The following is a 21296-nucleotide window of genomic DNA, read 5'->3' as shown; positions in this document are numbered from 1 at the left end:
GGTTACATATTTGTCGTCATACAAAATTAATCCTCATGTAAATCAACTTGTTAAGCTTTTATTTCCGGTCTGGCACGACTCATGCTCTACACTCCTAGACGATTGCCTGGGACGCTTCAGGAGCCGTCACGGGCATTCGCTGTACAAGAGAGCCGTCTAGCCGGCTTCATAAAAAAAACAAATGTCGAGGAAGTATTGATGCGCATCGTTCCCCATATCCTGGGCGCAGCTATCGCTGCTGCTCTGATCAGCACTCCAGTTTTTGCCGCCGAACTCACCGGCACACTGAAGAAAATCAACGACTCCGGCACCATCACCCTCGGGCACCGCGACAGCTCCATTCCGTTTTCCTACATTGCGGATGGTTCGGGCAAACCTGTGGGTTACTCCCACGACATTCAGCTGGCCATCGTCGAAGCCCTGAAAAAAGACCTGAACAAACCCGATCTGCAGGCCAAGTACAACCTGGTCACCTCGCAGACCCGTATTCCGCTGGTTCAGAACGGCACCGTCGACATCGAGTGCGGTTCCACCACCAACAACGCCGAACGCGCCCAGCAAGTCGCCTTCACCACCAACATCTTCGAAATCGGCACTCGCCTGCTGGTCAAGAAAGACAAGGAAGGCAAGCCTAGCTACGCCGACTTCGCCGACCTGAAGGGCAAGAACGTCGTGACCACCGCCGGCACCACGTCCGAGCGCATCATCAAGGCGATGAACGCTGACAAGCAGATGGGCATGAACGTCATCTCCGCCAAAGACCATGGCGAGTCCTTCCAGATGCTGGAAAGCGGCCGTGCCGTAGCCTTCATGATGGACGACGCCCTGCTGGCCGGTGAAGAAGCCAAGGCCAAGAAGCCGGATGACTGGGTCATCACCGGTACTCCACAGTCCTTCGAAGCCTACGCGTGCATGGTTCGCAAAGAAGACCCTGCCTTCAAGAAAGCGGTGGATGACGCCATCGTTGGCCTGTACAAGTCCGGCGAAATCAACAAGATCTACGCCAAGTGGTTCGAAAGCCCGATCCCACCAAAAAACCTGAACCTGAACTTCCCAATGAGCGACAAGGTTAAGGAACTGATCAAGAACCCGACCGACAAGCCGGCGCCTGAAGTAAAAATCTGATTCCTGACTAACCTTATCGCCTGAGGGAGCCAACCCTCCCTCAGGCGTCTGTTACTACCTGCTGGCTATACTTTGGAACACTCGACCGGGCGGTTTTCGAGCCGATCGCGTGTGCCTGGCGTTCATCGCCAGGCGGGAATGGACTTTCCCCAAGCGGGTGCTTGTACATCGATCGATCTCGAGGGGAGACCCTAATGAATTACAACTGGGACTGGGGCGTGTTCTTCAAGTCCACCGGCGTGGGCAGCGAGACTTATCTCGACTGGTACATCGCCGGCCTGGGCTGGACCATCGCCATCGCTGTCGTGGCATGGATTATCGCCTTGCTGCTGGGCTCCATTCTGGGGGTCATGCGCACTGTGCCAAACCGCCTCGTATCGGGCATCGCGACCTGCTACGTGGAACTGTTTCGTAACGTGCCGCTGCTGGTGCAGCTGTTCATCTGGTACTTCCTGATACCCGACCTGCTGCCGCAGAACCTGCAGGACTGGTACAAGCAGGACCTCAACCCGACCACCTCGGCCTACCTGAGCGTTGTCGTGTGCCTGGGCCTGTTCACCGCTGCCCGTGTGTGCGAGCAAGTGCGTACCGGTATCCAGGCGCTGCCACGTGGCCAAGAGGCCGCTGCACGTGCCATGGGCTTCAAGTTGCCGCAGATCTACTGGAACGTGCTGCTGCCCCAGGCCTACCGGATCATCATTCCGCCGCTTACCTCGGAATTCCTCAACGTCTTCAAGAACTCCTCCGTGGCGTCCTTGATCGGCCTGATGGAACTGCTGGCGCAAACCAAACAGACCGCCGAGTTCTCGGCCAACCTGTTTGAAGCCTTCACCCTGGCCACGCTGATCTACTTCACCCTGAACATGAGCCTGATGCTGCTGATGCGCGTGGTCGAGAAGAAAGTCGCAGTGCCCGGCCTGATCTCCGTGGGGGGTAAATAATGGAACTCGATTTCAGCGGCATCATCCCCGCCATCCCGGGCCTGTGGAACGGCATGGTCATGACCTTGAAGCTGATGGTCATGGGCGTGATCGGCGGTATCGCGCTGGGTACGATCCTGGCACTGATGCGCCTGTCGTCCAGCAAACTGCTGTCCCGGGTGGCCGGCGCCTATGTGAACTACTTCCGCTCGATCCCGCTGCTGCTGGTGATCACCTGGTTCTACCTGGCGGTGCCGTTCGTCTTGCGTTGGATCACCGGCGAAGACACCCCGATCGGCGCGTTCACCTCCTGCGTCGTGGCGTTCATGATGTTCGAGGCCGCGTACTTCTGCGAGATCGTGCGGGCCGGCGTGCAGTCGATCCCCAAGGGCCAGATGGCGGCGGCACAGGCAATGGGCATGACCTATGGCCAGACCATGCGCCTGATCATCCTGCCCCAGGCGTTCCGCAAGATGACCCCGTTGCTGCTGCAACAGTCGATCATCCTGTTCCAGGACACCTCGCTGGTCTACACCGTGGGCCTGGTGGACTTCCTCAACTCCGCCCGTTCCAACGGCGACATCATCGGGCGCTCCAATGAGTTCCTGATCTTCGCCGGTGTCGTCTACTTCATCATCAGCTTTTCCGCCTCGCTGCTGGTCAAGCGTCTGCAAAAAAGGTTTGCCGTATGATCTCGATCAAGAACATCAACAAGTGGTATGGCGACTTCCAGGTGCTGACCGATTGCAGCACCGAGGTTAAAAAAGGCGAAGTGATCGTGGTGTGCGGGCCATCGGGCTCGGGCAAGTCCACCCTGATCAAGTGCGTCAACGCGCTGGAACCGTTCCAGAAAGGCGACATAATCGTCGACGGCACGTCCATCGCCGACCCGAAGACCAACCTGCCGAAACTGCGTTCGCGCGTGGGCATGGTGTTCCAGCACTTCGAGCTGTTCCCGCACCTGACCATCACCGAAAACCTGACCATCGCACAGATCAAGGTGCTCGGCCGCAGCAAGGAAGAAGCCACCAAGAAAGGCCTGCAACTGCTTGAGCGCGTCGGCCTGTCGGCGCACGCCCACAAGCATCCGGGCCAGCTTTCCGGTGGCCAGCAGCAACGTGTGGCGATCGCCCGCGCCCTGGCCATGGACCCGATCGTCATGCTGTTCGACGAACCGACCTCGGCCCTCGACCCGGAAATGGTCAACGAAGTACTGGACGTGATGGTGCAACTGGCCCAGGAAGGCATGACCATGATGTGCGTCACCCACGAAATGGGCTTTGCCCGCAAAGTGGCCGACCGCGTGATCTTCATGGACGCCGGCAAGATCATCGAAGACTGCCCGAAGGAAGAGTTCTTCGGCGACATCAGCGCCCGCTCCGAGCGCGCGCAGCACTTCCTTGAGAAAATCCTGCAGCACTAAGTACCACCCAGCTGTGGTGAAGGGGCCACCCCCTTCGCCACAACTGGTTGACCCAAGGCATCTGTGATGAAATGCGACCCCAACCTCTATCGCGCCGCACCGCCATCACTTGCCGTGAAACCTCGTCTGATTCGCCAACTGTTCCTGCCGCCGTTGATCATCGCCCTGATGATCGGCCTGGGTTATATCGGCTTCTGGATCAGTGAGTACTACGGCATCCGCACCCTCAGCGACAACGGCGAACGCCAGCTGGAGCTGCATGCCCGCACCGTCGAAAGTGAAATCAGCAAATACACCTACCTGCCCAGCCTGCTGGAGCTGGAGTCGAGCGTCTCCAAGCTGCTGGCCGAGCCGAACCAGGAAACCCGTAAAACGGTCAACGACTACCTCGAAGGCCTGAACCGACGCAGTCGCAGTCGGGCCATCTACGTGATGGACACCACCGGCCGCGTGCTGGCCACCAGTAACTGGCGCGATGCCGACAGTTACCAGGGTGAAGACCTGTCCTTTCGCGCCTATTTCCAGAATGCCGTGCGTGGCCAGCCCGGGCGTTTCTACGGCATCGGCAGCACCAACGGCGAGCCCGGCTACTACCTGGCCCACGGCCTGGAAGAACACGGCAAGATCATCGGCGTGGCGGTGGTCAAAGTGCGCCTCGAAGCCCTGGAAGAGCGCTGGCAACGCGCGCGCCTCGAAGCCTTTGTGAGCGACGAGAACGGCATCATCATTCTCTCCAGCGACCCGGCTCGACGCCTCAAGGCGGTGCGACCGCTGAGCGACGAGACCAAGGATCGCCTGGCCCACAGCCTGCAATATTACTGGGCCACGCTCAACGAACTGGAACCCCTGGCCCGTGAGCGCTTGAATGACCGCAGCGAGAAGCTGACCTTCCCGGCCAACACTGAAGTGGTCAACGACGAGCACGAAGTCAGCTACCTGGCGCAAACCCGCCCACTCAATGACACACCGTGGAATTTCACCCTGCTCACCCCGCTCAACGACCTGCGCCGCGCGGCGATCAACCAGGGCATCCTGGTGGCTGTCGCGTTTGGCCTCGTCGCGTTTTTGCTGATTGCCTGGAACGAGCGGCGCAAAGTCATCGCCACCCGCCTCGCTGCGCGGGAAGCCTTGCAGGAAGCCAACAGCCAGCTGGAACGGCGGATCGCCGAACGCACCGCCGACCTGCGCGCCAGCAACGAGCGGCTCAAGGGCCAGATCCGCGAACGGCGCCAGGCCGAGGAAACCCTGCGCCGCGCCCAGGATGAACTGGTACAGGCCGGCAAGCTGGCGGCCATCGGCCAGATGTCCACCAGCATCGCCCATGAACTGAACCAGCCGTTGGCCGCGCTGCGCACCTTGTCCGGCAACACCGTGCGCTTCCTCGAACGCGGCGCGCTGGACACCGCCAGCGCCAACCTCAAGACCATCAACGAGCTGATCGACCGCATGGGCCGCATCACCGCCAGCCTGCGCTCCTTTGCCCGACGCGGCGATGACCAGGGCGAAGCCAGCCTGGCCAAGGCCGTGGACGCCGCGTTCCAGGTCCTCGGCCCACGCCTGGACAGCCTGCCGCTGAGCCTGCACCGCAACTTTGCCCCGGCCCAATTGCAGATCGACCAGACGCGCCTGGAACAGATCCTGGTCAACCTGATCGGCAACGCCCTCGACGCCATGCAGGCACAACCGGCTCCCGAGTTGTGCCTGGAAGGCAGCATCGCCGACGGCAAATACCGCCTGCTGGTGCGCGACAACGGCCACGGCATCGACGCCGAGGCGCGCAAGCATCTGTTCGAACCCTTCTTCACCACCAAACCCGGCGAGCAAGGCCTGGGCCTGGGCCTGACCCTCTCCGCCAGCCTCGCGGCAGCCACCGGCGGCACCCTCGCCGTGGAGCACCCGGCCGGCGGTGGCACTGCCTTTGTCCTGAGCCTGCCGCTGGTGGGCGCTCAACAAGCTGAGTCGACATGAATATTGATCCTCAAGACCTCACCGTGCTGATCGTCGAAGACGACCCCCATGTGCTGCTCGGCTGCCAACAGGCGCTGGCGCTGGAAGACATCCCCAGCGTGGGCGTGGGCAGTGCCGAAGAAGCGTTGAAACGCATCGGCGAGAACTTCGCCGGCATCGTGATCAGCGACATCCGCCTGCCGGGCATCGACGGCCTGGAACTGCTCACCCGTCTCAAGGCCCTGGATAAAAGCCTGCCGGTGGTGCTGATCACCGGGCATGGCGACATCTCCATGGCGGTCGGCGCCATGCGCAATGGCGCCTACGACTTCATGGAGAAACCCTTCTCCCCCGAGCGCCTGGTCGACGTCGCCCGCCGCGCCCTGGAACAACGCGGGCTGGCGCGGGAAGTCTGGTCGCTGCGCCGCCAGTTGGCTGAGCGGGATTCGCTGGAAGGCCGCATCATCGGTCGCTCGCCGACCATGCAGAACCTGCGCGAGCTGATCGCCAACGTCGCCGATACCTCGGCCAACGTGCTGATCGAAGGCGAGACCGGCACCGGCAAGGAACTGGTCGCGCGTTGCCTGCATGATTTCAGCCGCCGGCACGCCCACCAGTTCGTCGCCCTCAACTGCGGCGGCCTGCCGGAGAACCTGTTCGAAAGCGAGATTTTCGGCCACGAAGCCAACGCCTTTACCGGCGCAGGCAAGCGCCGTATCGGCAAGATCGAACACGCCCATGAAGGCACGCTGTTCCTCGATGAAGTGGAAAGCATGCCGATCAACCTGCAGATCAAATTGCTGCGGGTGCTGCAGGAGCGCACCCTGGAACGCCTGGGCTCGAACCAGAGCGTGGCCGTGGATTGCCGGGTGATCGCCGCCACCAAGTCCGACCTCGACGAACTGAGCCGCGCCAGCCAGTTCCGCAGCGACCTGTACTACCGCCTCAACGTGGTGACCCTGGAACTGCCGCCCCTGCGCGAACGCCGCGAAGACATCCTGCAGCTGTTCGAACACTTCCTGCAGCAGTCGTCGCTGCGTTTTGACCGCACCGCGCCGGAACTGGACAACCAGACCCTCTCCAGCCTGATGAGCCACGACTGGCCCGGTAACGTACGCGAACTGCGCAACGTCGCCGAACGCTTCGCCCTCGGCCTGCCCGCCTTCAAGAAAAGCGGGGCCAGCAGCGGTAGCCAAGGCCTGGCGTTCACCGAAGCGGTGGAAGCCTTTGAACGCAACCTGCTCAGCGATGCCCTGCAACGCAGCGGCGGCAACCTGACCCAGGCCAGCCAGGAACTGGGCATGGCCAAGACCACCTTGTTCGACAAGGTCAAGAAATACGGGTTGAGCCACTGATGGATGTTTTTTTGAAAGCCGCCCTGGGCGCGGCGGTGGTGCTGATCCTGGCGGCGCTGGCCAAGACCAGGAACTACTACATCGCCGGGCTGGTGCCGCTGTTTCCGACCTTTGCGTTGATCGCCCATTACATCGTCGGCAAGGGCCGCTCGCTGGACGATTTGAAGACCACCATCCTGTTCGGGATGTGGTCGATCATTCCCTACTTTGTGTATTTGGCGACGTTGTATGTGATGGTGGACCGCATGCGGCTGGAGGCCTCTTTAGCCGTCGCGGCGGTAGCGTGGCTGATGGCCGCGACGGTGTTGGTGAGCGTGTGGGTACGCGTCCACGCCTGACACCACTCAATCCAAATGTGGGAGGGGGCTTGCCCCCGATAGCGGTGTATCAGTCACCTTATCTTTAACTGACCCACTGCCATCGGGGGCAAGCCCCCTCCCACATTTTTAATCGAGGCATGTCAGCGGACGATCTTGTCGACCTGGATGCCCAGCTTCTTCAACCGATACCAGAAGCTTCTCTCGGAAATTCCTATCTTCGCCGCCGCCGCAGCCTGCACGCCGTTGCTCTCCTGCAAGGCGGCCAGGATGTAGGCTTTCTCCACCTCCGCCAGCGCCGCATCCAGGTCCTGGGGAATCCCCGGCCCTTCGCTGAGGATCGCGGTCACGCCGCCTTCGCTGGGTTTGGAAGCAAACAGATAACCCGGTAAATCAATGTCTTCGATCACAGGCGTGGCGGCCACGATGGTCGCGCGCTCCACACAGTTTTGCAGCTCACGGATATTGCCCGGCCAGTGATACGCGGCCATGGCCTGCAACGCCTCAGGGCTGAAGCCGGTAATCCGCTTGCCGGCAGTGGCGCTGAGGGTCCGGGCAAAGTGGCGGGCCAGGGGCGCGATGTCTTCCACACGCTCACGCAGGGCTGGCAGCGGGATCGGGAACACATTGAGGCGGTAATACAGGTCTTCGCGAAACTCCTTGTTAGCCACCGCCTCCAGCAGGTTCTTGTTGGTGGCCGCGATCACCCGCACATCCACCTTGCGCTCGCGGGGGTCGCCCACCGGCTCGATCACCCGCTCCTGCAAGGCGCGTAGGATCTTGGCCTGCAATGCCAGGGGCATATCGCCCACTTCATCGAGAAACAGCGTGCCCTTGTCGGCCTGCTGGAAGCGCCCGACCCGGTCAGACACGGCGCCGGTAAACGCGCCCTTGCGATGGCCGAACATTTCGCTTTCCAGCAACCCTTCGGGGATCGCCGCGCAGTTGACCGCCACAAACGGCTTGTCGGCACGGCTGCCATGCTTGTGGATGGCGCGGGCGACCATTTCCTTGCCGGTGCCGCTTTCGCCGGTCAGCAGGATGGTGGTGCTGCTGTCGCGCACCGAATCCACCGCCTGCAACACTTTGCGAAACGCCGGGCTGTCGCCCACCAGGCTGTCGAACTGCGCCTGCTCATCCAATTCGGCGCGCAGGCGCGCGTTGTCGCGCATGATGTCGCGAAACTGCAGGGCCTTGGCCACGGTGATGTCCAGCTCGTCGATATCGAACGGTTTGGCAATGTAGTCGTAGGCACCGTTGCGCATCGACTGCACGGCGTTTTTCACCGTGCTGTAGGCGGTCATCACGATCACCGGCACGTGGGGATAACGCACCTTGATCTCGGCCAACAAGGCCGGCCCGTCCATGCCCGGCATGCGCCAGTCACTGATCACCAGGTCGATGTCTTCCTGTTCCAGCACCTTGAGCGCATGCAGGCCGTTGCCCGCAATGAACACCTGCACGCTGTTCTGGCCCAGGGCCGACGCCAGCAGGTCGCAGAGCTTGGGTTCGTCGTCGACTACCAGAATGTTATGCGTCATGACTGTCCTCGTCGTCTTCGCCTGTCGCTGGAATGTACAGGCTGAAGGTGGCGCCGGCATCGTTTTCGCTGGCGCATTCGATGCTGCCGTCGTGACTTTCCATGATCGAATAGACTTTGGCCAGGCCCAGGCCCGTGCCCGAGGCCTTGGTGGTGACGAATGGCGTAAAGATACGCTCGATCATCTCCGGCGCGATGCCCTGGCCGGTGTCGGCGATGGCGATGACGGTGTTGTCGCCCTCGCTGCGGATGCCCAGGGTCAGGCGCCCGCCTTCAGGCATGGCATCGATGGCGTTGAGAATCAGGTTGAGGCAGGCCTGCTTGAGTTGCTTGGCATCGACGTAGATCGTCGCCCCCGGCGCCTGGTCGTCGATCTGCGCGTCGATGTTATGGCTGGCCAGTTCCGGCGCGCAGAAGCCCAGGATCTCCTCCACCAGCGGACGGGCCGGCTGCAGCACGCGCAACGGTGGGTTGGGTTTGGCAAAGTCGAGGAACTCGGTGATCAAGTCATTGATGCGGCTGACTTCGCTGATCACATATTCCAGGTGGCGCTTGTCGGCGTCCGGCAGGTCAACGCGGCGGTGCAACAACTGGGTGGCCGTCTTGATGATGCCCAACGGGTTACGGATCTCATGGGCCAGGCCCATGGCGACTTCACCCAGGGCATGCAGGCGATCGCGCCGGCGCAGTTGGGCTTCGAGGTGGTGCAGCTCGCCCAGGCGCTCGGTCATATGGTTGAAGGTGCTGCTCAATTGCGCCAGTTCATCGCCGCCACTGACCAGCACGCGGTGCGTGTAGTTGCCTGAGATCACCGCGCCCACGCCTTCGGACAAGTCCCGCAACGGCTTGGTCAGGCGCCGAGACACCAGCACCCCCGCCGCCAGGGACAGCGCCGAGCTGAGCAGGAAAATCAGCACGAACAGATTGCTCTGGTTCACCAGCCCCACCAGGCTGGTATGGCGCAGCAGGCCGCTGAAAATCACGCCTTGGAGGTCACCGGCGTCATTGAAGATCGGCCAGTACAGCCCGCTGTAGCTGTTGGTGAACTGCTCGCTGGGCTGCTTGGTACTGCGCATCGCGGTCTCGACACTTTTCGGAATGCGCGCAGGATGGTCCACGAAGCGCTGGGTCGAAAATATCTCCGAGAACCCCTCGGGGTTGGCCAGGTACAGGCGCAGGTCGAGGGAATGCACATCGGCCACGCTGGTGAGAAAGCTGCTGTCCAGGTAGGTCGCCACCAACAGGCGGTAGTCGACGCCGTCCTGGCTGGTTTCGAAGGTCGAGACCACAATCCCGGTGCTCACCCCTGCCACTTGCACGGTCTGCAGCACCGCGTTGCTGGTCAGGCTGATCTGTTTGACGATGTCATCGGAGGCGGTGCTGAACACCACCTTTTGATCGCTGGTGCGGATCAGCGCCACCACGTCGATGTCGGTGGCATCGGCGATGTCCGCGGTCAGCCGGTCATGCTTGGCCGCCTGCCGGCTCGAGGGCGGGCTGGTGTAGCGCAGGAACAGCTTGGCCATGCGCGCGTTGTCGTGAAGGATGTCGCCGATCTCGTCCTTGACGATCTTGGTCGATTCCTGCAGCCAGATGCGCACGTTGCTGTCGAAAATCTGCGACAGCGTGGTCGCCGCCAGCTCCGCCGCGATCATGGTGGGAATCACGCTGACCAGCCAGAACGCCAGCACCAGCTTGCGCTGGACGCTCCAGCGCGAAATGGCAAAGGGGCGGGCTTTCTGGCGGGTCTTGGTGATCATCAGGTTTCGCTTATCGCAGCAGCCATGGCAGGGTCGGAACGATCCGGTCGAATAAACAGTTTTACAAGCGTGAGCAGGCCGTTGACCAGCCGGTTGCGGTGGCGGAAAAACACACTGTTGCCCTGGAACTCGCAACCCAGGCGCAGCTTACTGGCATACCCGGCCTGGCCGCACTCATACACCGCAATATTGTGTTGAATACAGTAGTCGACGTTGGTCAGCCAACTGCGGAAGTACAGGTTGTAGTCACGGGTGAACGCAACGTCATGGGCGAAAAACTTGTCCACCAACCGGTGCTCGTCCAGCAGCAGCAGGTTGAACGCCACCAACTGCTCGTCGACCCAGTAAAGAACACAGACGGCGCGATCGCCAAGACGTTCCAGTACGCCGGTGAAATAGCCGGCAGGCAGGCGTTCGAACTGCAACTCGGCGCGCGTCAGCGTGGCTTCATACAGGCCCATGACCTCGGGCAGCACGTCATCGATATTGCCGCGCCACTCCACCCGCGGTCCAGGTGCACGCAGCTTGCGGCGCAAGTCCTTGCGGGTGGATTTGCCCAGCGAGCCGAGGTAGGCATCCACCGAGCCGTATGGCAGCGGCAACACCCCGGTGGGCAAGCCCGGCATGCTTTGAAAACCCGCCACCCGGCAACTGTCGAGCCAATGAGGATCCTGGCTGGGTGCATCCTTGACCGCCAGCAGGCCGACACCGAAATCATCGGCATCCTGGCGCGCGGCCTCCAGCAAGTGTTTGAGCAACAACGGGCGACGCGACTCGGGCACGCCACTGGCCACCCCGGCGTCGCAACGCTCGGCCACCGGGGAGCCAATGGCATACAGGCCCAATTGCAAAACACCCGGCCACAGCCGCTCCACACGTTCGGCCAAACGCTTGCCGGCGCCCGACACCGTGGTGTCGAGACGATAATGGGTGATGAACGCGGCAGCCACGGCCACCAGTGTTCCGTTGTCGTAAACCGCCAGGTAGCGCCATTGGAAATCATCGATGGCGGCGTTTTCCACGGCGACGTAATAGTCCCAGTCTTCCAGGGCACCGGGAAAACAGTCGTTCCAGGCGCTACGCTGGAGGGCCCGGATGGTCGGGAAGGCTTGGGTAGTGATCACATCGTTTCCCTTGTTATGGCTGGCGAGCTTGCTGTGGTGAGCGGCTTATTGTGGTGAGCGGGCTTGCTGTGGTGAGCGGGCAAGCCCGCTCACCACAACAAGCCCGCTCACCACAAAGTAAGCCGGCGTCCACAAACGCGGTGTGCCGTTCGACAAAGTCGGCACTCAACTCGATGACCCGGCGGTATTGCAGGTCGACGGTGATCATGTGGTAGCAGTTGTCCAGCAGGATCTTGGTCACCGGGCCGCCCAGGTGACGCTCCACGTAATCGGCGTTCCAGCGGCTGGTGATGTCGTCTTCGAGGGAATGCAGCACCAGGGCCGGCACCTTGACCTTGGGCATGCGTTTCCTGACCACGGCGTTCATGCGGTGCAATTCGCGCACCGTGATGCCTTCCATGGTCAGCAAACCGGCTTCGCTGCTCTGCCCTTCCTTCATCTGCCGCTCGACGATTGCCCGCAGGCGTTCGTTCTTGATGCCGTAGGGCGGCTTCTCTTCGAAGCGGCAGATGTGCACGCCGAACGGAATCTTCATCAGCAACGGCGTGAGGAATGCCAGCTTGTTGATGCTCCAGCCGTCGTACTTGAGGGTGGTCGAATACATCAACAGCCCGGCAACTTGCCCAGGGTGCTCGGCAGCCACGTACATCGACATCACCGCGCCCATGGACAAGCCACCGACAAACACCTGCTCGTGGCGTTGCCTGACCTGCACGAAGGTCTTGCGCACGCCCTCGTACCAGTCCAGCCAGCCGGTGGCCTGCAGGTCGCTGTTGTCACCGCAGTGCCCGGCCAGGGTGGGCACGTACACCGTGCAGTTACCCGCCTTGGCCAGGCCCTTGGCGACCTGGCGCAGTTCCGTCGGGGTGCCGGTCAGGCCGTGGATCAACAGGATCCCGACCGGACCTTCACCGAGAACGAAACCGGCGCTGCCTTCACCGAGGTCGATCCCGGCGGCGCTCACCGTTGGGTCGCCCGTACCAGCAGTTGCTCGAGCAGCTTCAGGCCCAGTTCGATTTCCGGGTAGCTGATTTCCAGGGACGGTGCCAGGGTGATCACGTTTTTGTAGTAGCCGCCCACGTCGAGGATCAGGCCGAGTTTGCGGCCATCGACGACCATGTCGCCTTTCATGCCTTCTTCGACCATGTAGTCCAGGGTCGCCTTGTCCGGCGTGAAGCCGTCCGGGCCGCAGATTTCGCAGCGCAGGGCCAGGCCCAGGCCGTCGACGTCGCCGATGATCGGGAAACGTTTCTGCAGGTCCTGCAGGCCTTCGAGGAAGAATTTGCCCTTGGCCATGACCATCGCGCCGTAGTCGACTTCGTTGGTCATCTTGAACATTTCCAGGCCCACCGCCGTGCCCAATGGGTTGGAGGCGAACGTGGAGTGGGTCGAACCTGGCGGGAAGATCTTCGGGTTGATCAACTCTTCACGGGCCCAGATACCGCCCAGTGGGTTGAGGCCGTTGGTCAGCGCCTTGCCGAAGACGATCACGTCCGGTTGGACGTCAAAGTGTTCGATGGACCAGAGTTTGCCGGTGCGGTAGAAGCCCATCTGGATTTCGTCGGACACCATCAGGATGCCGTGCTGATCCAACACATGCTTGAGTTCGCGATAGAAGTTCATCGGCGGGATCACGTAGCCGCCGGTGCCCTGGATCGGCTCGACGTAGAACGCGGCGTATTCACTCTGGCCGACTTTCGGGTCCCACACGCCGTTGTATTCGGTCTCGAACAGGCGTGCGAATTGCTGCACGCAGTGGCTGCCGTACTCTTCCTTGGTCATGCCTTTAGGCCCGCGGAAGTGGTACGGGAACGGGATGAACTGCGCACGCTCGCCGAAGTGGCCGTAGCGGCGACGGTAGCGGTAGCTGGAGGTGATCGACGAGGCGCCGAGGGTCCGGCCGTGATAGCCGCCTTCGAAGGCGAACATCAGGCTTTTGCCGTTGGTGGCGTTACGCACCACTTTCAGGGAGTCTTCGATCGACTGCGAGCCGCCGACGTTGAAGTGCACGCGACCGTCGAGGCCGAATTTCTTCTTGGCGTCCACCGCGATCATTTCCGACAGCTCGATCTTGCCTTTGTGCAGGTACTGGCTGGCGATTTGCGGCAGGGTGTCGATCTGCTGTTTCAGCGCGTTGTTCAGGCGCGGGTTGGCGTAGCCGAAGTTGACGGCCGAGTACCACATTTGCAGGTCGAGGTAGGCCTGGTCTTCGGTGTCCCACACGTAGGAGCCTTCGCAACGGCTGAAAATACGCGGTGGCTCGATGTAGTGAACGGTGTCGCCGTAGGAGCAATACTTGGCTTCTTTATCCAGAAGGATCTGGTCTTCGGCGGTAGCGATGCGGATATCAGACATGGTGGAAGAGTTCCTGATTGTCAGAAGAGGTATTGAAGGTGGTGGCGTTGGCGGCGATGCCCTGAGGCAGGCGGGCCAGCAACGCAGGCACTTCGGCGAAGGTGTCGAAGCGCGCGTGAGGGATGTTGTTGGCTGCGCAGTACTGGGCGAGGCTGCCTTTGGCGAACACGAAGTCGGCGGTGGAGGCCACGCACATGTCCGACTTGCCGTCGCCGATCACCAGCACGCGCTTGTTGCGCGGGGTGGATTTGCACTTGCAGTTGCCGGACGCGGCGCGGCAGGCATCGCTGGCATACGGGAAGTCGATGCGCCAGCTGTTCTGGTCGACCTGGCGCAGGCGGTTGGCAAGGATCGGCAGCAAGGTCACGTAGTTGCGCGACAGGATCCGCGCAATCCCCTGTTCGATGCCGTCGCTGACCACTTCGAGGGAAGCGCCCAGGCCGAGCACGTGATCGACGAAGTCGGGAAAATCCGGGTCGATCTCGACACTGTCGAAATACGCCAGCAGTTCACTTGGGGTGGCCTTGATCAGCGCCAGTTGACGGCTCAGGCATTCGCGGGAACCGATATGCCCATCCAGCCATTCCTGTTCGATGGTTTCCCACTCGGGGCCGGCGAAGCGTTGGAGGACGTTGTCGATGACATCGGTGGGGGTAATGGTCCCGTCGAAGTCACACACGATATGCCAGTGGATCATCTGCGTTTACCTTGAGGAGCGCGCTGTGTGCGCTTGCCCAAGGGGTAGAGCAGGGAGTGTGCCAACTGGCTGAAGCCCAGCCGGGCTGGGGGTTCTGGCGTTAACGGTGGAGATATGTGTCGTACGAGCTACAATTTTTGTAGCTCGCTACAAACAAGATGAGTGCTTGCGCAAGGGATGCCCTTCGCGCGTTCATGCGCGCATGTCCAGATAAGGAAACCGCTCCATGTTCAAGGTTACAGCGACTGTATTTGCCGGCTTACTCGGACTATGGGGCTTTTCCAGTAGTGTCCTGGCGGACCCGATCACCGGTGAAGTCGGCGCAGGCCTCAGTTATCAACCCCACGACCCCACCGGCAGCCGCTACGAAACCCGCCCCGTGCCCTACCTGGACCTGGATTGGGGCCCTGTCAGCCTGAGCACTGATGACGGCCTGACCTGGAGCGCCCTGAACAGCAACGGCTTTACCGCCGGCCCCTATATCAACTACCTGCAGGGGCGTACCTCCAACGGCGAGCTGCAAGGCCTGCGCAATGTGTCGGACATGGCGGAAGTGGGCGGTTTCATCCAATACGCGCCGGCCGACTTCTGGCGCGTGTACGCCCGGATGGGCCAGGCCGTGGGCGGCGGGCATTCGCAGAGCGGCGCGCTGGGCAAGGTCGGCGGCGAGCTGGGCTATCCACTGGGTGGCGGGATTATCGGCAGCAGCGGCCTGGCGGCGAATTTCGCCGATGCGCGCCAGACTCAAACCTATTTCGGGGTAGACGCCAATGAATCCGCGGCCTCCGGCATTCGCCCCTACAACGCCAGCGGCGGTTTCCAGAACCTCACGCTGACCCAGAGCTTCGAGTTCCCCCTGGCCTCCCACTGGTCGCTGCTGACCAGCGCCAGCTGGATCCACCTGGTGGGTTCGGCGGCCAACAGCAGCATCGTCAAGGAGACGGGCGACGTGAACCAGGGCCAGGTGCAGACAGCGATCAGCTACAGGTTCGATTGATCACTTCGGACAACATGTGGGAGCAAGCCCCCTCCCACAGGGTTCCATGCTTCAGTTTTCCTCGCCCTCGGCCAACAGTGCGATTCCGCCGATAATCACCGCAACGCCCACCCAATGCAGCGGGCTGATATGTTCCCCCAGCCCCAGCCACGAACCGAGCAACACCACCACAAACACCAGTGAACTCAGGGGAAACGCCAGGGACAGGCTGCTGCGCCGCAGGATCAGCATCCACACGAAAAACGCGCCGATGTAGCAGGCAATCGCCGCCAGGATTCCCGGGTTGCGCGCCACCTCGGACAACCACTGCCAGTTGAAATCCATCTGCCCCAGCTGGTCCCCTGCAACCTTGGTAAACAGCTGCCCGGCACTCTCGGTGCAGATCAGCAAGGCCCACAGCACCACCGTGCCGAGGCGCCCATGCAACCAACCGGTATGCATCGTTTGCGTACTCATGCCTGACTCCCAGCAATCGCTACCAGCATCACACCCAAGGTAATCACCAGCGTGCCCAGCCAACGGCGGCGGCTGACGGTTTCGCCCAGTACCACCTTGCCGGCCAGCACCACCCCGCAATAGGCCAGGGCCGCCGCCGGAAATAACAGGCTCAACGGCGCACGAGACAGCGCTTCGAGCCACACGAAAAACTCGATCACATAGGCCGCGATCCCCGCCCACAGCAACGGCGCATTGAACACCTGGCCCCAGAACGCATTCAGGCGAAAGCCGCCCTCCAGCTCCGGTAAACGGTCCAGACCGAGCTTGAAACACAGTTGGCCGATCACATCGAGCACGATGGAAAAGGCCACCAGCAACACCACAGTCAAGGTCACGGGAACAGCTCCTCAAACAGGTCGATCAGGGCTTCATTGGTGGCGGCGTTGCGCTGCAGATCCTCCGGGCTCCAGCGCTCCGCGGGCGGCTGGTCGGACTTGGCTTCCCAACGCTTGAACGCGTTGCTGAACGCCGGCGTGGCGAACTCGCCGCACACGTCGATGCCGATGATGCGCTTGCGCGCCGCCAATGCGCGCAGGGCTTGCAGCAGGTGGGTCAGGCGCATGCCGCCCTGGTCCCAGTTGGTGGCGGCGTCTTCACTGGCGAGCACGTCTTTGTCGATGGTGATCCAGATCGCTTCGGTGGGCAGGCTGCCGATCATCTGCTCGAGAAACGCCGGCCAGTCCAGCTCCGCCAGGTTGCGCCAGTGCAGGTGGTTTTCCTGCTGCTGGTGGCCGGCGCCATCGCCGACCCGGCCCCAGACTTTCGACGGCGGGTGCTGCCAGGGGAACAGTTGCAGGCGCCCGCGCTTGAGGGCTCCGAGGTTGCCGCCACGCAGTTGCGGGTTATGCAGGTCATCGCTGCACGGGCCGAGGGTGACGATGCGTTTGATCGCCGGCATGTTCAATGCGCGGTTGACCCACGAGCCACAGTGACGCTTGGGCGCAAAGCGCACCCAGTCTGGGTGGTTGTCGAAGTGGATCAGGCTGATGGGTTCTTTCAGGTCGGCCAGAAACGCCGGCGTCAGGTGGTGATAATCGCCGGAGCCGACGAACAGGATTTCCGGGCGCGCATCCGTGGGCCGGGGCCGCCGGGCCAGGCGCTCGGCGAAGCGCTTCCAGGTTTTTTCGGTGGACCACAGGCGCAGCTTCGGGCCCAGGTCCAGCAGGTCGATACGCGTGGCACGGCCACTGGCCAGACGCCGGGCAATCGGTGCCTGACCGGTGAGGCTGTGGTCGAGGTCGAGAATATTCAAGGTCATGTTTCCCCTATGGCTTTAGGGGGGCGATGCAAGGGGCGGGCCAGCGTTTACCTCAAGGACAGTGAGAAACAAATGTGAGAGGGGGCTTGCTCCCGATAGCAGAGTGTCAGTCAACAAAGATGTTGAATGTGCCACCGCTATCGGGGGCAAGCCCCCTCCCACATTTGGATCAGTGTTCGATTTTAGTTTTTAGCTTCGCTGATGATCTGGCGAATCGCCCCCACAAAGGCTTCCGCCGGCTGGCCACCGCTGACGGCGTACTGGTCGTTGAACACGATGGTCGGCACCGACGTCACCCCACGGGAGGTCCACAACTGCTCTTGCTCGCGGACTTCGGCGGCGTATTCATCGCTGGCGAGAATCTCGGCGGCGCGCTTTATATCCAGGCCGACGCTTTCGGCGATGATCGCCAGGGTGGCGTGATCGGAAGGGTCCTGGCCATCGCTGAAGTAGGCCTTGAACAACGCCTCCTTGAGGTTGTACTGCAAGCCCTCGAGCCCGGCCCAATGCAGCAGGCGGTGTGCGTCGAAGGTGTTGTAGATACGGCTCTGGCCGTCGGTGCGGAAGGCAAAGCCCAGCTCGGCGCCCATGTCGCGGATACGCGCACGATTGGCCTGGGACTCTTCGGCGCTGGAGCCGTATTTCTCGGTGATATGCTCGACGATATTTTGCCCTTCGGCGGGCATGTTCGGGTTCAGTTCGAACGGCTGGAAATGGATCTCGGCCTGCACCTCGCTGCCAAGCTGGTCGAGGGCTTCGGTCAGGCCGCGCAGGCCGATGATGCACCAGGGGCAGGACACGTCGCTGACGAAATCGATTTTCAGGGGAGTACTCATGACAGGCAACCTCGCAGGCTTCAATACGCCGTAAAGGGTGCACGATACACCAATGTCACAGCAGCTTCGAAGGCCCGACCGGATCGATCTGCGCCCAATGCGCGGCATCTTCACGATGAGCCTGCAGGTACGGCAGCACCGCCGTCAGCAGCGGCACCTTGAACGCTTCCTGGAAACGATGGGCCATGCCGGGAATCAACTTCAACTGGCTGCCCTGGATATGCGCCGCCAGGTGCACGCCGTGCATCACCGGCAGCAAAGGGTCGGCGGTGCCGTGGACCACCAGTGTCGGCACGCGCAGCTGGTTGAGCAGCGGCACACGGCTGGGTTCGGCGAGAATCGCCATGATCTGGCGCTTCACGCCGTCCGGGTTGAAGGCGCGGTCATAGGACAGCGCCGCCTGGTGCAGCAACACCTGGCGATCGTCCTTCACCGTCGGGCTGCCCAGCGCCGCGAGCAAATCCGCCTGCTGCTCCAGCGCCACTTCACGATTCGGCGCACTGCGTCGCGACAATAACTGCACCAGCGCCGCATTCGGGGCCGGCAAGCCTTCGGCGCCGGAGCTGGTCATGACCAGGGTCAGGCTTTCCACGCGCTGCGGCGCCATCGCCGCCAGGTGCTGGGCGATCATACCGCCCATGCTTGCGCCCAGTACGTGGAACTGTTGGATCTGCAAGGCGTCCATCAGGCCCAGGGCGTCATCGGCCATATCCGTCAGCGTGTACGGCGCCGATACCGGCAGGCCGAGCTTGTAGCGCAGCACTTCAAAGGTCAGGTTGGCGCTCGCCGGCGCCTGGCGCCAGGTGGAGAGGCCGACATCGCGGTTGTCATAGCGGATCACCCGGAAACCCTGCTGGCACAGGGCAACGACGACTTCGTCGGGCCAGTGGATCAGTTGCCCGCCCAGGCCCATCACCAGCAGCAAGGCCGGGTCGGACGCACGGCCGATACTCTGGTAGGCGATGCTCACCTGGGCCAGGTCGACCGTTTGGGTCGGGACATTGACATCACATCGAGACGCCGCAAAAGACGGCAGGCCGAACAGCAGAGCGGCCAGTAAAAGCAACACGCGCATGAAAAACACCGAAACGCAGAACCCCAGTAGAGCGCGAGTCTGATGAAGTTTGTTCAAGGGCGCTGCCACAGTTCCATGACAGTTTGATGAAGAGTGCCCGGCGGTCGTGGTCGACACAGCTTGCAACATGAGACAAACTCACGCTATCCCGCTTCGTCACAAATTGTCTTCATGGAGAGCCCGTGCTCGAGATCCGTCACCTCAAGACCCTGCACGCCTTGCGCGAGGCCGACAGCCTGGTGGAGGCCGCCGAGCGCCTGCACCTGACGCAATCGGCACTGTCCCACCAGTTCAAGGAGCTGGAAGAGCGCCTGGGCATGCCGCTGTTCGTGCGCAAGACCAAACCCGTGCGTTTCACCAGCGCCGGCCTGCGCCTGCTGCAACTGGCCGACGCCACCCTGCCCCTGCTGCGCGGTGCCGAGCGCGATATCGCGCGCCTGGCCGGTGGCACCGCCGGACGCCTGCACATGGCGATCGAGTGCCACAGTTGTTTCCAGTGGCTGATGCCGACCATCGACCAGTTCCGCGATGCGTGGCCGGAAGTCGAGCTGGACCTGGCCTCGGGCTTTGCGTTCGCGCCGCTGCCGGCCCTGGCCCGTGGCGACCTGGACCTGGTGGTGACGTCCGACCCGCTGGAGCTGCCGGGCATCACCTATGTACCGCTGTTCACCTACGAAGCCATGCTCGCCGTGGCCAACCAGCACGCGCTGGCGAACAAGGCGTACATCGTGCCCGAAGACCTGCTGAGCGAAACCCTGATCACGTACCCGGTGGAGCGTGACCGCCTGGACATCTTCACCCGCTTCCTGGAACCGGCCGACGTGGAACCGGCCCAGGTGCGCACTTCGGAACTGACGGTGATGATGATGCAACTGGTCGCCAGCGGTCGCGGCGTGTGCGGCATGCCCCATTGGGCCCTGCATGAATACAGCTCGCGCGGCTACGTGAAGGCCAAGCGCCTGGGCGAGAAAGGCTTGTTTGCGACGCTGTATGCGGGGATTCGTGCGGATATGCTGGATGCACCGTATATGCGCGATTTTTTGCTGACGGCCAAGGACACGTCGTTTTCAACGCTGGACGGCGTGAGCGCGGTGCGCTGAAACAACACCCTCCCACATTGGCTCTCAGCCAGAGTTGAGTTCGCGCCACATGTAGATTTTGTCGAAGTAGTCCACACCCACCCGCACCGCCAACGGTTCCAGGCCGTACTGGATAAACCCGCAGCGGCGGTACAGCGCAAACGCTGCATCGTTGCCGGCGGTGACGGTCAGTTGGATCACTTTCAGGCGCGGATGTTGGCGCGCTTCATCCAGCGCGGCCTCGACCAATCGCCGGCCCAGGCCTTTGTGCTGGTGCGCCTGGGTCACGTACATGCCGAACAGGGTCACTTTGTGCCGCGCCTTCTCCCGAGGCTCGAAGGCCAGGCCGACGATGCCGGCCAGCTCATCCCCGACGTACGCGCCGAGCAAACGATCCAGCGGACTCTCCAGGCGTTTTTCCCACCAGCTCAACGGCATCGCCCCACGCTCGGCCACACTGGAAGTGAACGCCTGGGGATAGGCGCCGTAAGCTTCCAGCATCAACGCCCGATAAGCCTCGGCATCGCTGGCCCCCAGCGCACGCACGCTCATTCGCGTCAGGCCGGCGTGGTCAGTGACGCGCGGTAAAACGGCAGGATCAGGTCACGGGTCAAGGGCGCCAGCACCAGGCCGCCATCACCGGCCGGGTCGATCCAGCGCACCTCTTCGATTTCAGCGGCCGGGCTGACCGGAACATCGATCTGCACCTGGAACAATTCAGCGTCCACGGTAAACCCCGGTTCGTTGGCCGCGGGGGCCGAGAAGTGACCCAGGTAGACCGCGTCGCCGGGCTCGATGCGCAGGTTCAGCTCTTCGTACAGCTCGCGGGCCAGGGCCTCGACGGGCTGCTCACCGGCGTCGATCTTGCCACCGGGCTGCATAAAGGCCTGGGTGCCGCGCTTGCGCACCAGCAAGGTGTGGCCGTCGCTGCCGATCAGCAGGGCAGCGGCGATACGGATAGTGCTAGGCATGAACTGAAAACCTTGAACT

Annotated in this window: 22 protein-coding genes; 9 read left to right on the top strand and 13 right to left on the bottom strand. The window is 62.2% G+C overall.

Annotation, left to right across the window (positions count from 1 at the left end):
* Positions 1-198 precede the first annotated feature (198 nt).
* The 7 genes from B9N88_RS12270 (at position 199) to B9N88_RS12240 (ending at position 7108) form a co-directional block, all read left to right on the top strand.
* Complete coding sequence (locus tag B9N88_RS12270; RefSeq protein ID WP_027604600.1) at positions 199-1125, top strand: glutamate/aspartate ABC transporter substrate-binding protein; 927 nt, start codon at positions 199-201, stop codon at positions 1123-1125.
* Positions 1126-1319: 194 nt separating this feature from the next.
* Positions 1320-2066, top strand: a complete 747-nt coding sequence (locus B9N88_RS12265; protein ID WP_024073702.1) for an amino acid ABC transporter permease — start codon at positions 1320-1322, stop codon at positions 2064-2066.
* Positions 2066-2737 (top strand): amino acid ABC transporter permease, encoded by a 672-nt coding sequence (locus B9N88_RS12260; protein WP_027604601.1) that lies wholly within the window; start codon positions 2066-2068, stop codon positions 2735-2737. The genes B9N88_RS12265 and B9N88_RS12260 overlap by 1 nt, the downstream gene beginning before the upstream one ends.
* The gene (locus B9N88_RS12255; protein WP_027604602.1) at positions 2734-3468 is read left to right on the top strand and encodes an amino acid ABC transporter ATP-binding protein; all 735 of its coding nucleotides are present in this window, start codon (positions 2734-2736) and stop codon (positions 3466-3468) included. The genes B9N88_RS12260 and B9N88_RS12255 overlap by 4 nt, the downstream gene beginning before the upstream one ends.
* A gap of 66 nt (positions 3469-3534) precedes the next feature.
* Positions 3535-5436 (top strand): two-component sensor histidine kinase AauS, encoded by a 1902-nt coding sequence (locus tag B9N88_RS12250; RefSeq protein ID WP_027604603.1) that lies wholly within the window; start codon positions 3535-3537, stop codon positions 5434-5436.
* Positions 5433-6770: a two-component response regulator AauR gene (locus B9N88_RS12245; protein WP_027604604.1), complete on the top strand. Its 1338-nt coding sequence runs from the start codon at positions 5433-5435 to the stop codon at positions 6768-6770. Before B9N88_RS12250 ends, B9N88_RS12245 begins: the two co-directional genes overlap by 4 nt.
* The gene (locus B9N88_RS12240) at positions 6770-7108 is read left to right on the top strand and encodes a GlpM family protein (RefSeq protein WP_027604605.1); all 339 of its coding nucleotides are present in this window, start codon (positions 6770-6772) and stop codon (positions 7106-7108) included. Before B9N88_RS12245 ends, B9N88_RS12240 begins: the two co-directional genes overlap by 1 nt.
* Before the next feature lie 122 nt (positions 7109-7230).
* Here B9N88_RS12240 and B9N88_RS12235 read toward each other — a convergent pair whose 3' ends face one another.
* Genes B9N88_RS12235 through B9N88_RS12210 form a run of 6 tightly spaced genes read right to left on the bottom strand, consistent with a single transcriptional unit; the run spans position 7231 to position 14563 of the window.
* Positions 7231-8628, bottom strand: a complete 1398-nt coding sequence (locus B9N88_RS12235; protein ID WP_027604606.1) for a sigma-54-dependent transcriptional regulator — start codon at positions 8626-8628, stop codon at positions 7231-7233.
* Entirely contained in the window at positions 8618-10387 is a 1770-nt protein-coding gene (locus B9N88_RS12230) for a HAMP domain-containing sensor histidine kinase (RefSeq protein WP_027604607.1), read from the bottom strand. Before B9N88_RS12230 ends, B9N88_RS12235 begins: the two co-directional genes overlap by 11 nt.
* Positions 10387-11511, bottom strand: a complete 1125-nt coding sequence (locus B9N88_RS12225; RefSeq protein WP_027604608.1) for a GNAT family N-acetyltransferase — start codon at positions 11509-11511, stop codon at positions 10387-10389. Before B9N88_RS12225 ends, B9N88_RS12230 begins: the two co-directional genes overlap by 1 nt.
* 13 nt (positions 11512-11524) lie before the next feature.
* Positions 11525-12475 carry an alpha/beta hydrolase gene (locus B9N88_RS12220; RefSeq protein WP_256221157.1) on the bottom strand — a complete coding sequence of 317 codons (951 nt, stop codon included), beginning with the start codon at positions 12473-12475 and terminating at the stop codon, positions 11525-11527.
* Positions 12472-13866 (bottom strand): aspartate aminotransferase family protein, encoded by a 1395-nt coding sequence (locus tag B9N88_RS12215; protein ID WP_027604609.1) that lies wholly within the window; start codon positions 13864-13866, stop codon positions 12472-12474. The genes B9N88_RS12220 and B9N88_RS12215 overlap by 4 nt, the downstream gene beginning before the upstream one ends.
* Complete coding sequence (locus B9N88_RS12210) at positions 13859-14563, bottom strand: MtnX-like HAD-IB family phosphatase (protein WP_027604610.1); 705 nt, start codon at positions 14561-14563, stop codon at positions 13859-13861. The genes B9N88_RS12215 and B9N88_RS12210 overlap by 8 nt, the downstream gene beginning before the upstream one ends.
* A 226-nt stretch (positions 14564-14789) precedes the next feature.
* On the opposite strand from B9N88_RS12210, the gene B9N88_RS12205 reads away from it, so the two are divergent.
* Positions 14790-15560: a MipA/OmpV family protein gene (locus B9N88_RS12205; protein WP_027604611.1), complete on the top strand. Its 771-nt coding sequence runs from the start codon at positions 14790-14792 to the stop codon at positions 15558-15560.
* A gap of 51 nt (positions 15561-15611) precedes the next feature.
* Here B9N88_RS12205 and B9N88_RS12200 read toward each other — a convergent pair whose 3' ends face one another.
* The 5 genes from B9N88_RS12200 to B9N88_RS12180 all read right to left on the bottom strand — a co-directional run bounded on the left by B9N88_RS12200 (position 15612) and on the right by B9N88_RS12180 (position 19227).
* Positions 15612-16016, bottom strand: coding sequence for a DMT family transporter (locus tag B9N88_RS12200; RefSeq protein WP_027604612.1), 405 nt, complete (start codon positions 16014-16016; stop codon positions 15612-15614).
* The gene (locus B9N88_RS12195; RefSeq protein ID WP_027604613.1) at positions 16013-16393 is read right to left on the bottom strand and encodes a DMT family transporter; all 381 of its coding nucleotides are present in this window, start codon (positions 16391-16393) and stop codon (positions 16013-16015) included. Before B9N88_RS12195 ends, B9N88_RS12200 begins: the two co-directional genes overlap by 4 nt.
* Positions 16390-17310: an arginase family protein gene (locus B9N88_RS12190; RefSeq protein WP_027604614.1), complete on the bottom strand. Its 921-nt coding sequence runs from the start codon at positions 17308-17310 to the stop codon at positions 16390-16392. Before B9N88_RS12190 ends, B9N88_RS12195 begins: the two co-directional genes overlap by 4 nt.
* 188 nt (positions 17311-17498) lie before the next feature.
* Positions 17499-18152: a DsbA family oxidoreductase gene (locus B9N88_RS12185; protein WP_027604615.1), complete on the bottom strand. Its 654-nt coding sequence runs from the start codon at positions 18150-18152 to the stop codon at positions 17499-17501.
* Positions 18153-18207: 55 nt separating this feature from the next.
* The gene (locus B9N88_RS12180) at positions 18208-19227 is read right to left on the bottom strand and encodes an alpha/beta fold hydrolase (protein ID WP_027604616.1); all 1020 of its coding nucleotides are present in this window, start codon (positions 19225-19227) and stop codon (positions 18208-18210) included.
* Positions 19228-19409: 182 nt separating this feature from the next.
* Between B9N88_RS12180 and metR the strand changes: the two genes are divergently transcribed.
* Positions 19410-20327, top strand: coding sequence for a transcriptional regulator MetR (gene metR, locus B9N88_RS12175; protein ID WP_027604617.1), 918 nt, complete (start codon positions 19410-19412; stop codon positions 20325-20327).
* Positions 20328-20351: 24 nt separating this feature from the next.
* Here the strand turns inward: metR and B9N88_RS12170 are convergent, their stop codons facing one another.
* The gene (locus tag B9N88_RS12170; RefSeq protein ID WP_027604618.1) at positions 20352-20858 is read right to left on the bottom strand and encodes a GNAT family N-acetyltransferase; all 507 of its coding nucleotides are present in this window, start codon (positions 20856-20858) and stop codon (positions 20352-20354) included.
* A gap of 5 nt (positions 20859-20863) precedes the next feature.
* The gene (locus B9N88_RS12165) at positions 20864-21277 is read right to left on the bottom strand and encodes an NUDIX hydrolase (RefSeq protein ID WP_027604619.1); all 414 of its coding nucleotides are present in this window, start codon (positions 21275-21277) and stop codon (positions 20864-20866) included.
* Positions 21278-21296: the final 19 nt, after the last annotated feature.

The organism is Pseudomonas sp. LAMO17WK12:I1 (assembly GCF_900177315.1).
GTDB classification, from domain to species: domain Bacteria; phylum Pseudomonadota; class Gammaproteobacteria; order Pseudomonadales; family Pseudomonadaceae; genus Aquipseudomonas; species Aquipseudomonas marginalis.
Note: the sequence above shows the minus strand (reverse complement) of the source record. Positions and strands in the feature narration are given on the sequence as shown.